The following is a 12319-nucleotide window of genomic DNA, read 5'->3' as shown; positions in this document are numbered from 1 at the left end:
CATGGCGAACAGCGCACTTCTGGTGATGGACGTCCAACGGGACGTCGTGGCCATCGCCGACGACGGTTCTGGATATCTTCCGCGCCTGCGCAGGGCGATCGACGGTGCCCGGGCTGCCGGCATCCCCGTGATCTACGTGGTGATGGGGTTACGGCCGGGCGACCCAGAAGTCAGCCCTCGCAACAAGGTGATGACGAACGTCGTGCAGGCCGGTCTTTTCACCGAGGGTGCCCCTGGCACCGAGATCCATCACGACGTCGCGCCCCAGCAGGGCGACGTCGTGGTCACCAAGAGGCGGGGGAGCGCGTTCTCGGGCAGCGACCTCGACTTGGTACTCAGGGCTCGCGATATCGACAGCCTCGTTCTCACCGGCATCGCCACCAGCGCTGTAGTGCTGTCCACCCTGTGGCACGCCATCGACCTGGACTTCGGCCTCACCGTCCTGGCGGATGCCTGCCTCGACACCGACCCCGAGGTGCACCGGATCCTCACCGAGAAGCTGTTCCCGCAGTGGGCCGATGTCCTCGCCGTCGAGGACTGGCTCAAAGCCATCGCACCGTAACAGCAGTAGAGAGGGCTCTTGGCGACATTGTCCGTGTAACCAGAAGCATCCTCCCCGGTGTGCGGTTGCGACCACGGCTGTTCTGGCGCTATAGGCTCGTATGGCATCGTCCCCAAGCAGCCGGGGACTTCTTCGACCAGCCGTCGGTCCGGCCTTTGCGGGTCAGCCGCCCGGGCATGAGGTGATGAGTGCCTGGTTCAGGTGCGCTTCGCTGTGCTGGGGAGGCGTTCGTAGTTCCTCGCATTGCGACGAGCGTTCATGATCCATCCCAGGGTGCGTTCGACGCGCCAGCGCCGCGGCAGGACGAAGACAGTCGACGGTCCCGCAGCTGTGGGACGATCCGGCCCGTGGTGGTGACGAACCGCTGGCAGGCCCCGACGAGGTCGAGGTACTCGATGGCGTGCTCGATCCGGTTGACCGCCGGGGCCACCGTGACTCGCGGCGGAAGGCTTCCCCGGCCTGCCGGGAGCGTTCGACCTGAGCCTGGTCGACCTGGTGGCGGGCGGTGTCATCGGTCATCGCCCGGAAGGCGACCTCCGGACGGTGCAGCATGCTCCTGGTCACCGCCGAGGCGACCTCCTCATCCCGGGACAGCTCCTCCACCGCCCGCACCTTGTCCTCCACCGGGACCTGGGAGGCTACCGCCGGACGGCGCAAGAGGTCCGTGGTCACCGCGGCGGCGACCTCTTCGTCACGGGCCAGGTGCGGATGGCACACATCTTCTCCTGCGGGGTCACTGGCCTGGACACCTGGTGCCCGACCTCCCGCCGGGCTGCGTCCAGCGTCCACCGGTTCGTCCCCGACCGGTCGTGCCCTGGAGGGTGCAGGATCTTTTCCCACCGCACCGTCTCATCTGAGATGTCCGCGAGGATCCGGTGCACTCCGTGGGACACAGGATCCTGCGTGTAGTCCGTTCGCGTAGCCGTCACGGTGACGCTTCCGCGAACGCTGACCTCCTCCTTTTCCAGGCCCTCGTGCGACACCGCGGAGAGCGGTACATCGCGTCCCTACGGGGCCCCGACCCGGCGAACCACTCCGCACCGCACTCCGGACACACCGCCCGGTTGCCCCCGTCCCGAAGCGCGGCAACCCGGTTCTTGGTCCTGCGCACCATGCGCCAGTGCCTGGAACGACATACCGACGAGCAGTACACGGCGCCCGGCTGAGCATCTGGCTTCAGCCGGCCACCACACGCCGGGCAGATCCGCCCGACTGGTCGACCGCACACTCCGGCCATCCCACGAGGCTACGGCTCATGCCACTGCTTCCGGGAGGGACCAAGAACACGCACTCAGCGCAGGGCGTCGGCGAAGAAGTCGAGCGAACGGTCGACCTCGGCGAGCGCCGGGGTCCGGTTGAGGTGACCGTGCGGCATGCCCGCGGCCAGGTAGGTCGTGACGTCGACCTCGGACGCGGTCAACTGCCGTGCCAGGAGCTCGGCCGAGGGCCGCAGGTCGTCGTACTCGGCGATCAGGACGCGGACGGGCGGGAGGCCGTGCAGCGGGGCGGCGCCCGGCAGCGCTTCACGCGGGAGGTCGGTGAGCCGGCCGACGTAGTTCTCCACCATGAACTCGATGTCCGCCGTGGTGAACCTCATCGTCGGCGGGAAGTCCGCCATCTCGGCGGCCGTGGCGCCGTCCAGGGCCGGGACGGGGAAGTGCGCGAACGGGTAGGCGAGCAGCAGGAGATCGGCCGGACGCAGCGACGCGTCGCGGTCCCGCAGCGCGGCGGACAGCGCCAGCGCCGCGCCCGCGCTCGCCCCGCCGAGGGCCACCAGGTCGGCGTCGGCGGCCTGTTCGGTCCGCAGCCAGCGCCATGCGGCGTGGACGTCGTCCGGCGGGACGGGGTGACGGACCCCGCCCGTCGCCAGCCGGTAGTCGACGGAGGCGACCACGGCCCCGGCCCGCGCGGCCAGTTCGGCCGCGACGACGTGCGCCTCGGGCATGTCGAGGTCGCCGCCGAGGAAGCCGCCGCCGTGCGCCCACAGGACGGCCCTGGAGGCGGGGTTCGCCGGCGTGTACGTCCGTACCGGCACGGGCCCGTGCGGTCCGGGTATCTCATGGTCCTCGACGACGACGTCGGGCTCGGTCCACTCCACCGGATCCCGCATGAACGCGCCGAACCTGGCCCGCGCGTCCGCCTCGGCGAGATCGGGGAAGGTGAGGCCGGCGATCAGGTGGATTCGCTCCGCGAGATAGGGGTCCAGCGGCATGGTGGCCTCTTTCGGTGGTGTCAGGGTGGGCATGGGGCTCGACGTGGCTCGCACGCCGGGAAAGGACGGCCCGGGAACTCTTCGGGAGGGGTGTCGGGACGCCTGGGGAAGGGTGCGGGGACGCTTGGGGAAGGGGGCCAGGACACCTGGGAAAGGGAGCCGGGAAACCTGGGGAAGGGGGCCGGGGTCGACACCGGGGAAGGGCGCCGGACGTCGGACAAGGCCGGTCCAGCCGCCTTGGCGCCTCCCGCCCTCGCGCCTCCCTTTTTCCGTGCCTCCCCTCCCCTCGCGCTTCCCTCCTCTTGCGACTCCCCGCGCTCACGACTCCCGACCCTCTCGTGACCGGCTTCTCCGCGGCCAGCCTTCCCACGATCGACCTCACCGCGCTCGGTGTCCGCCTGACCGCTCTTGACCGGCCCCCCGACCGGCCTCTTGACCGGCTTCTGACCAGCCCCATCACGACCGGCGGCCGCCCGGCGACGGCCGTCCGTCAGGCCGACCCGCGTATCTCCAGCCTGATGCGCGGCTCACCTGGAGGCCCGCGGCCGGGGTCCCGTCGAGCGCGGCCCGCACCGAGTCCGCGTACACCTCGGCGATTTCCGGCTACGGCAGGTGAGCAGCGCGAACCGGTCCGACATGTCGCACAGCCGGGTCACCGCCGCCCGGTTGGTGTCGGTGACCCGGAAGTTCGGGCGCACGGCAGCGGTTCGCCGCCGCAGAGGTTGGACGGCCTCATCCCGCCCAGGGGAAGCACGGGGAGGATGAGGTGCCGGACATGTAGGCGGCCCGCTGTGTGTCAGGGCACAGCGGGCCGCGGCCAGTGGGCGCCGGCCCAGGAGGCACGGCGCCGGGATCAGGCGCCGACCGGATCGGAAGGCGCCGTGCTCGTTTCCATGAGTTGTTCCAGCTGCTCATGCGGAAGCTGTGTGGGGAGGAAGCTGAGGAACCGACGCATCGCCATGGAGGGCAGCATGCGCAGTGCGTCGGCGTTTCCCTCCAGGGCGGCGGTGGCCTGCTCCTCGGTCAGTCCGAACGTGATCGCCGAGTTCAGGGCGGGGCCGACAGTCGGGTGACCGAACCAGTCGCTGACGGTCGAGTCGAGGGTGAGCGGCCGCACGAACGTGTCCCCGGGCAGGTCGAGGGCGGCGGTGTCGACGACGTCGTGCGCGTTCTCGGCCAGGTGCACCTGGTACTGCCCGGGCGCCACGGTCCAGTCGTCGCGGCTGATGTCCCAGTAGGCGAAGGCACGGCGGTCGAGAGCGATCTCGGCGGTGGTGCTCTCCCCCGGTGCGAGCGCCACCTTGGTGAAGCCGCGAAGTTCCCGGGTCGGACTGCTGACCGGGCGCCGGGGCGCGGTCACGTAGATCTGCACCACGTGCTTGCCGAACCGGTCGCCGGTGTTGGTGACCGTGACGCTGACCCTGGCGGTGTCCGGGCCGGTGGCGGTGACGCGAAACCCGGTCTGCTCGAAGGTGGTGTAGCTCAGTCCGTGGCCGAACGGATGGCGGACGGCGATGTCGGCGGTCTCGTAGTACCGGTACCCGACCATGACGCCCTCGCCGTAGCGGACGTGTCCCTGCTCGCCGGGGAAGTTGAGGAAGGAGGGGGTGTCGTTCAGGCGGAGCGGGATGGTCTCGGCGAGTCTGCCGGAGGGGTTGACCCGGCCGGTGAGCACGTCGGCGATGGCGCCGCCGGCGGCCTGGCCGGGGAGCCAGGCCTCCACCACCGCGTCCACCTCGTCGTGCCAGCCCTCCAGTGACACCGTTCCGCCGTTGAGCAGGACCACGGCGGTGCGGCGGGCGGCTCGCGTCACAGCGTGGACCAACTCGACGTGTTCCTGCGGGAGCAGGAGGTGCTCCCTGTCGTAACCCTCCGACTCATCGGCCTCGCGCAGCCCGATGACCAGGACGGCGGTGTCGGCCTGTGCGGCCAGCGCGACGGCCTCCTCGCGCAGCCGTGCCGCGTCGGAGCGGCTGGTGGTGTCGTAGCCCTGGGCGAAGTCGACCTGGACACGGGGCAACAGGGCCCGCAGTTCGTCCACGGGGCTGTCGACCCGGGTGGCGTTGACGTGTGAGCTGCCGCCGCCCTGGTAGCGGGGGGAAGCGGCGAACTCGCCGATGACGGCGATCCGGCCGGCCGGAGCCAGCGGCAGCGTCCGGTTCTCGTTCTTCAGCAGCACCAGGCAGTCGGCGGCGGCCTCGCGGGCCAGCCGGTGGTGCGCCTCGAAGTCCACCGCGGGTGCGCCCGTCTCGGCGCGGACCCGTCCGGCCAGCTCGCGCAGCCGTGCGACGGCGGTGTCGACGACTGCTTCCTCCAGTTCACCCGACCGCACCGCGGCGGCGACGTCGGCATCGGTGCCACGAGTGTTGCCGGGCATCTCCAGGTCGGTACCGGCCAGCAGCGCGGCGACGCGGTCGCCCACGGCGCCCCAGTCGGAGACGACCAGCCCGTCGAAGCCCCACTCCTCGCGCAGCACCTGGGTGAGCAGCCGGCGGCTCTCGGCCGCGTAAGTGCCGTTGACCCTGTTGTAGGAGCACATGACGGTCGCCGGGCGTGCCTGCGTCACGATCCGCTCGAAGGCGGGGAAGTAGATCTCCCGCAGGGTGCGCTCGTCGACGTCGGCGCTGACCCTCATCCGGTCGGTCTCCTGGTTGTTGGCCGCGAAGTGCTTGACCGACGCGCCCACACCCTGGCTCTGCACGCCCGTCACATGCGCCGCGCCCAGTACGCCACTGAGGAGCGGGTCTTCGGAGAAGTACTCGAAGTTGCGGCCGCACAGCGGCGAGCGCTTGATGTTGACGCCGGGACCGAGCAGTACGTCCACGCCCAGAGCCCTCGCCTCACGGCCGAGTGCCTCCCCGACCCGGCCGACCAGCTCCGGATCCCAGCTGGAGGCAAGCGCGACCGCGGGTGGGAAACAGGTCGCCGGCTCGCTGTTGTACAGGCCGAGGTGGTCGGCCTCCTGGCGCTGGCGGCGGAGGCCGTGCGGGCCGTCGCTCAGCACGAGCGCCGGGATGCCTGCCTGTTCGGAGGGCTTGGTGGTCCAGAAGTCCTGGCCCGAGAGCAGCGCGGTCTTCTCATCGAGACTCAGCTCGGCGGCGTCGTGGTCGTGGTTGGTCGCCATGTTCTGTTCCTAGGGGTGCAAGGGGAGTGAGGTCAGCGGATGCCGGAGCCCCGACGGACGCTCAAGGGCGGTGTACGTCACGGTCCTGGCCGGGTGACTGCGCCACCGGCCGGGTCGGGTCGCAGGATCAGGCGATGGTTCCCGGCTCCGAGTCGGCTGACTTCGCCGGTGCCGAGCCAGCCTTCGGGTGCGCTGAACCGTCCGGTGGTGCCGGGTGGAAGCGAGACGTCGACGGTCAGTTCGGTTCCGCTGACCGACCAGGCGACGGATGCCCTGCCGTAGGGAGTGGTGAGGGAGGCGGCGGCCGAGGTGAGGCCGTCCCCGGGCCGGGGGGCGATGTCGAGGGTGCGGTAGCCGGGAGTCAAGGGCCGCAGGCCGGCGACGCACCGGTAGAGCCAGGCGGCGACGGCGCCGTAGGCGTAGTGGTTGAACGACAGCATCGTGCCGGCGTTCTCGAGGTCCATGGTGCCGTCGGGGCGGATCGCGTCCCACCGCTCCCACATGGTGGTGGCACCACGCTCGACCTGGTAGAGCCAGCCCGGGCACTCGGTGTTGAGCAGGAGTTGATACGCCTCGGCCGTGTGCCCGGTGTCGGTCAGGGCGGGCAGCACGAAGGGGGTGCCGAGGAAGCCGGTGGCGATACGGCCTCCGTTGGCGCGCACCAGGGCGGCGAGCGCCTCGCCCACTGCGGCTCGCTCCGCCGTCGGCACGATGCCGAACTGGAGGGCGAGCGCACATCCGGTCTGGGTGGTGCGGGCGTGGTCGCCCCACTTCCGCCAGGCGGCTTCGGCGGTGCGCCGGTGCAGGTCCGCGTACCGATCGGCGTCGTCGGCGCGGCCCAGTTCACGGGCGGCGTCGGCGAGCAGCCGGGCGCTGTGCGCGACGAAGGCGGTGGCGACGTAAGCGGAGTCGGTGGTGGCGCGCGCCGGGTCCTCCGGTGGTGCGGCCGGGTCGAGCCAGTCACCGAGTTGCGCGTTGCCGCTCCAGGTTCCGTCCTCGTCCAGGTGGGCGTGGGTGAACTCGACCCAGGCGCGCATCGCCACGTAGTGGCGGCCCAGCAGGCTGCGTCGGCCGTAGGCGTCGAAGAGGGCGGCGGGTACGACGGTGGCGGCGTCGCCCCAGCCGGCGGCGGAGCCGGTGAACGGCAGGTCGCTCGGCGGCGGATCGCCGAGGTCCACCTCGGGGACCACCATCGGGACCGCGCCATCGGGCCGCTGCTCGATGGCGAGGTCGGTGAGCCAGCTGTCGAGGAAGGAGCCGCTGTCGAACGTGGTGCACGCCGTCGGGGCGAAGGCCATGAGGTCTCCGGTCCAGCCGAGCCGCTCGTCGCGTTGGGGGCAGTCCGTGGGTACGGCGAGGAAGTTTCCGCGCTGGGAGCGGACCACGTTGCCGTACAGCGTGTTCACGCGCTCGTCGGAGCAGTGGAACTCGCCGATGCGGCGCAGGTCGCTGACCACCACCTGGACCTCCACCGCCTCGATGGTGACCCCCGGGGAGGCGTCGATCTCGGCGTACCGGAAGCCGTGGAAGGTGAACTCCGGCTCCAGATCGACTGCCCCACCGGCCAGGGTGTACTGGTCGGTCGCTCGTGCGCCGCGCAGGATGCTGGTCAGCAAGCGGCCGTCGCCGTCGAGCACCTCGGCGTGCCGGACGGTGACCGTGCTTCCCGCCGGGCCGGCGGCGCGCACTCTCAGCCAGCCGGTGACGTTCTCGCCCGCGTCGAGCGCGATCATGCCGTCGGGCAGTACCCGTTGCTCCGGCTGGATGACCTGCACGACGCGTACGGGTGGGTGGGCCCGCTGCGTCAGCCCCGAGGGCAGCGACAGGACGGCGGCCCGCTCCCAGTCGCGGTCGTCGAAACCCGGCAGTCGCCAGCCGTGCGGCTCCAGGCGCAGATCGCGCTCGCAGCCGTCGTACAGATCCGCCGCCAACAGGTCGCCGTAACCGCCCCGCCACCGGTCGTCGGTGGCCACCGTGACGGTGGTGCCGTCGGCCAGGGTGACTTCGAGCTGGGCGAGCAGCGCGGAGGTGTCTCCGTAGACGTTGCGGTTCTTGTGCCAGGTCAGGTGGCCTCGGTGCCAGCCGTCGCCGATCGCGGCGGAGAGAGCGTTGTGGCCGGGGCGGAGGAGGGCGGTGACGTCGTAGGTGGCGTAGAGCAGCCGGTTGAGGTAGCTGGTCCAGCCCGGTTCCAGCAGTTCGTCGGAGACGGGACGCCCGTTGATCGCGGTGCGGTGGACGCCCAGTGAGGTCACGTACAGCCGCGCCGACACCGGCTCCGCCGGGAGGGCGAACTCCCGGCGGAGCAGCGGCACGGGGCCGGGGGAGGTACGGCCCCGGTCACTGGGGACATGGACGGGACGGGCGGTCCAGTCAATGTCGTCGAGCAGCGCTGCCTCCACGCGGGCGGGTCCGCTCCATTCCGTCCACCCGAGATCGGTGCGAACCCGTACGCGCCAGTGCCGGACGGCGCGGCTGTGCAGCGGCTCGGCGGGCCACGGGTGGTCCGTCACCGTGTCGGACCCGACCTCCCCACTGGACTGCGCGTCGGTGAAGGAAGGGTCGGCGGACACCTGGATCTCGTAGGCCTGCTGCAGGACGCCCGGTCGGTCGCTCTCCAGCGACCACGACAGTTCGGGTGCGGGATACGGGGTGGCCACGAGACCGGAGTCGTCCGCGGTGCGCAGCCCGACGACCGATGTCGTGGCGTCCGTCGTGGAAGAGCCCACGAAGCTCGATGTCTCGGTCACTGGAGGTGCCTCCGCAGGAAGCGCAGGGTCGACTGGTGCAGAGTGGTGCGGTGCGGGACACTGCCCCAGGCGTGGTCAGCGCCCTCGACGATCTCGAGTTCGGCGTTGCCGCCGTAGTGGTCCAGGTAACGGCGCACGTACTCCAGGGGGACGATGTCGTCCTTGTCGCCGTGCAGGATGTGGACCGGGCCCGAGTACCCGCTCGACCGCCCGTATACGTCGAGACCGGCGATGCCCTCGATGAGTGCGGGGCTCATCCGGTGCCCGTCGGCGTCGAAGTAGCCCTTCACCTCGACCTCCGCCGCGAGGCTGCGGCCCTTGAGGTAGCCGCTGCCGATCTCGAAGGGGGCGACCGCCGCCGGGGACCACAGGCACAGCGCGCCGATCCCGGCCTCCTCGGCGGCGACGACGCCGGCGACGACGCCGCCCATGCTCATACCCACCAGGCCGATGCGGTCCGGATCGACGAAGTCGAGGGTCCGGGCCGACCGCAGTATCGCGCGGGTTTCGGCGATTTCGCCGCTCATGGTCACGCCGAAGAAGTCGCCGTCGCTCTCGCCGTGCCCCGACAGGTCGAACCGGATCGAGGCGACACCGTTGGCCTGCAACAGCCGGGACATGGCGACGAAGTTGGGCAGTTCGATCCGGTTGGAGGTGAAACCGTGGACGAAGACCGCGGTCGGCCAGCGGGTGCCCGTCGCACCTTCGGGGATGTGCACCGTGGAACGCAGTGTCAGGCCGTTGTGACGGAAGTCGTGATGACGGATCACGTGGCTGCCTTTCCGGTGGTCTGGGGGGCGGATGGGTTCGGCGCGTCGGGTCGGGTGGCCGGGGGCTTGACCGGCGAGGTACCGGGGCAGGGCCGATGACGGCTTGCGTCCACCGTCAGGGCGGCGAGCAGGCCGGACATCAGGCGATGGTGGCCAACGCCAAGACCCGAGAAGACTTACCCAGTCGCGCCACTTACACGTTTAGGTAAACTAGGCGGGACAAGCTAGCCGCAGCCGAGAGCTTTGGCAAGAAGACCGTCAGTGGGGTGGGACGCATGACCGGTACATCCGGCCGTAGACGTGTGACCGGCGCGGATGTCGCGCGGGAGGCCGGCGTCTCCCGCGCTACGGTGAGCTACGTCCTCAACGACGCCCCCCATCAGAAGATCCCCGAAGCCACACGGCAGCGGGTGTGGGAAGCGGCGGCCCGGCTCGGCTACGCGCCCTCGGCCGCGGCACGCTCACTGCGGATGGGACGCTCGGAGATCGTCCTCGGCCTGCTCCCGGACTGGCCGGTCGAACACATCCTCGGGCGGTTCGTCCAGCAGTTGACCAACGCCTTCGCCGAACACGGGCTGACCTTTGTCGTGCACGCACCGGCTCGGCCCGCCCGGCCCCTCCGGGATACCTGGAAAGCCATGACCCCCGCGGCGGTGCTGGCCCTGGACGACATACCCGAGCCTGAGGCCGTCGCCATGCGTGCCGCGGGAATCGAGGTCGCCGTGGCGCTGCACGGCTCGGTGCAGGGTCGGTACCGGCCTCCTCTCGTGTCGGAGGAACCGGTGGGAGAAGCGCAGGCCCGCCACCTCGTCGGCTCGCACCGCCGGATCGGCTACGCCTACCCGGACCTGCCGAAACTCGGCGTCCTGGCAGAGCCGCGACTGGACGGCGTGCGCAAGGTCTGCGCCGAACTCGGCCTTCCGGAGCCGGATGTACGAACCGTCCCCATCGGCGCGAACGCTGCCGCGAAAGCGGTGAAGGCATGGCTCGCCGCCGACCCGCCGGTGACGGGGATCTGCGCGTTCAACGACGATGTCGCCATGTCTGTGCTCGTCGCCCTGCGGTCCCTGGGGCTGCGGGCCCCACAGGACCTCGCCGTCATCGGTGTCGACGACATCCCCGGCGCGGCGCTGGCGCAGCCACCGCTCACCACGATCGTCCGTGACACCGACGCCATCGCACGCGGCCTGGCCCGCCGCATCGTCGACACACTCAGCGGGATGGAGACACGCGTCGAACCCATCCGGGTTCCGCTCCGGGTGCACGACCGGGCATCCACCTGACCGGCTTCGCTGTCACAGCAGTCCACCGGCGGCACCCGCCCCGCAGAGGGCACGGACCCGCGCGACGGCGGTCAGCCGCACCGTCCCGCGTATGACGCCAGCCACGGCATGTCGCTGCCGTGGCGACGGGGCAGACGCTGCGTTGCGAAGCGGCAGGTCAGCGCCACCGAGGCCGAGCGCGTCAACCCCGATTGTCCGGGGCGCTCGTCGAGGCCGCCGGCGGCACCGTGGCACGCGGGCCGACCATGAACGACTCCCCGCCGCCCACTACCTCGTCCCCGGCGCACCTACGCACCACTGACGGGCCGACCGGCTGCCGCCCAGGGACACACTCGCCGACAGGGCGGCTTACCGTCCGCCCCTGCCCCGCCGCTCTCCCGCCGTCCTGACCTCCGCGTGGCTACCGCCCGCTCCACGAGCACCATGGTCGCGTCGAGGTCAGTTGCCCTCCCGAGGGCCGGCGCGTGCCTTCGCCCGCCAGCCGAAGGCGTCGGCTCAGCTCAGCACGCATCAGCCCGAGCCCGGACGGCCGGCGCAAACGCGCACTCGCACTGTGGCGGGAATTCGTACACAGCACCTTCGGATTCGTCCAATTACGGTGCCGTCGCCACCGCTTACAGTGCCCCCGCTACACCGGCTGCCGGGGTAGCGGCACTCAACCAACCCCATCTTTCGAAGGAGAAACATGGCGATCGATTCGTCGGCGCGGCTCGCCGAGATGTTCGAGAAGCCCGAGGTGAAGGCACAGGCCGACCATGCGGTGGAGCTCATCGCGGGACTGGCGGCAGGAGACACGGCGAAGGTTGCCTCGCTCTACTCCGGCCACGTCGACATCGACGACCCCTACGACGGGCGCGGGGTCGGGGACAGCGGACTGGAGATCGTCCGGAGCTGGCAGCCGGCGCGGCTCGCGGAGGTCGGCGAGATCCGTCTAGAGCACTACACGCAGGCGGACGGCCTCGGCGCCGCCGAGCTCGCCGTCGACCTGACGAAGCCGGACGGTTCCCGGGTGACCTCCAAGATGGTGGTCGTCAGTGAGCTGGACGAGAAAGCCGGGCGCCTCCTCCGCAGCCGTCTCTACTACCGCCGGGCCTGGATCGACGGACGCCAGCACGTGCGCCTGTCGATCAAGGAGAACACCATCGGCGAGATCACTTTCAGCAATCCGGTGATCCAGCGTTACCAGAACGCCCTGCACAGCGGTGATCTGGCCGAGATGGCCGCCGTGTTCAGCCCGGACGCCTATCTGGACGGCCATGGCCAAAGTCGGGTCCTCTACGACAAGGTCGGCATGGGGCTGTACGAAGGCCGCGACGACGTCCTCTACTGCTTCAAGCAGATGTTCGACATCGAAGGCCACGGCGACGAGGAGGCCCAGGACCACGTCAGCGTCGGCGAGATCATCGATCGCCGCAACGTCTTCCACGACGGCATGACCACCATCATGGAGTTCTGCATCCTCCGTCCGAATGATCCGAACGCCCCCGAGCAGGCGGGCGTCGCGGCGTACGAGCTGGGCGACGACGGTTTGCTGGGCGCCGCGCGCATCTATGACGAGGGATGGTGATCGAGGAACTGCCCGCCCTCCCCCCATCCGGAGACGAAGGACATCCAGCGCACC

7 protein-coding genes and 2 pseudogenes are annotated in these 12319 nt (G+C 70.6%); 3 read left to right on the top strand and 6 right to left on the bottom strand.

The window, feature by feature from the left end; all coding sequences use genetic code 11:
* Position 1 precedes the first annotated feature (1 nt).
* Complete coding sequence (locus tag PUR53_RS17640) at positions 2–562, top strand: cysteine hydrolase family protein (RefSeq protein WP_329908840.1); 561 nt, start codon at positions 2–4, stop codon at positions 560–562.
* Between the two features lie 88 nt (positions 563–650).
* Here the strand turns inward: PUR53_RS17640 and PUR53_RS48200 are convergent.
* From PUR53_RS48200 to PUR53_RS17605, 6 genes and pseudogenes are all read right to left on the bottom strand, one after another.
* Positions 651–867: pseudogene (locus PUR53_RS48200) on the bottom strand (hypothetical protein); the annotation flags it as partial.
* A pseudogene (locus tag PUR53_RS17625) lies at positions 819–1407 on the bottom strand (DUF6192 family protein). The pseudogenes PUR53_RS48200 and PUR53_RS17625, both read right to left, overlap by 49 nt.
* Before the next feature lie 446 nt (positions 1408–1853).
* Complete coding sequence (locus PUR53_RS17620) at positions 1854–2774, bottom strand: alpha/beta hydrolase (protein WP_329908839.1); 921 nt, start codon at positions 2772–2774, stop codon at positions 1854–1856.
* Positions 2775–3627: 853 nt separating this feature from the next.
* A complete protein-coding gene (locus PUR53_RS17615) occupies positions 3628–5898 on the bottom strand; it encodes a glycoside hydrolase family 3 C-terminal domain-containing protein (RefSeq protein WP_329908838.1) in 2271 nt (756 codons plus the stop codon).
* Positions 5899–5975: 77 nt separating this feature from the next.
* Positions 5976–8645 (bottom strand): alpha-L-rhamnosidase, encoded by a 2670-nt coding sequence (locus tag PUR53_RS17610; protein WP_329908836.1) that lies wholly within the window; start codon positions 8643–8645, stop codon positions 5976–5978.
* On the bottom strand, positions 8642–9415 hold the full coding sequence (locus PUR53_RS17605; RefSeq protein ID WP_329908835.1) for an alpha/beta hydrolase: 774 nt from the start codon (positions 9413–9415) through the stop codon (positions 8642–8644). The genes PUR53_RS17610 and PUR53_RS17605 overlap by 4 nt, the downstream gene beginning before the upstream one ends.
* A 275-nt stretch (positions 9416–9690) precedes the next feature.
* Here PUR53_RS17605 and PUR53_RS17600 point away from each other — a divergent pair, with 275 nt between their 5' ends.
* Together PUR53_RS17600 and PUR53_RS17595 are read left to right on the top strand one after the other, a co-directional pair.
* A complete protein-coding gene (locus PUR53_RS17600; RefSeq protein ID WP_329908834.1) occupies positions 9691–10698 on the top strand; it encodes a LacI family DNA-binding transcriptional regulator in 1008 nt (335 codons plus the stop codon).
* Between the two features lie 685 nt (positions 10699–11383).
* A complete protein-coding gene (locus PUR53_RS17595; RefSeq protein ID WP_329908833.1) occupies positions 11384–12265 on the top strand; it encodes a hypothetical protein in 882 nt (293 codons plus the stop codon).
* Positions 12266–12319 lie beyond the last annotated feature (54 nt).

It is taken from the genome of Streptomyces sp. SP18BB07, assembly GCF_036322545.1.
Lineage (GTDB): Bacteria > Actinomycetota > Actinomycetes > Streptomycetales > Streptomycetaceae > Streptomyces > Streptomyces deccanensis.
This window is presented reverse-complemented; position numbering and strand designations above follow the sequence as displayed.

What these genes read in the sequence shown, in the direction of transcription:
- PUR53_RS17620 (WP_329908839.1), bottom strand. Translation starts at nt 2,774, where the DNA reads ATGCCGCTGGACCCCTATCTCGCGGAGCGAATCCACCTGATCGCCGGC.
- PUR53_RS17595 (WP_329908833.1), top strand. Translation starts at nt 11,384, where the DNA reads ATGGCGATCGATTCGTCGGCGCGGCTCGCCGAGATGTTCGAGAAGCCC.
- PUR53_RS17640 (WP_329908840.1), top strand. Translation starts at nt 2, where the DNA reads ATGGCGAACAGCGCACTTCTGGTGATGGACGTCCAACGGGACGTCGTG.
- PUR53_RS17600 (WP_329908834.1), top strand. Translation starts at nt 9,691, where the DNA reads ATGACCGGTACATCCGGCCGTAGACGTGTGACCGGCGCGGATGTCGCG.
- PUR53_RS17615 (WP_329908838.1), bottom strand. Translation starts at nt 5,898, where the DNA reads ATGGCGACCAACCACGACCACGACGCCGCCGAGCTGAGTCTCGATGAG.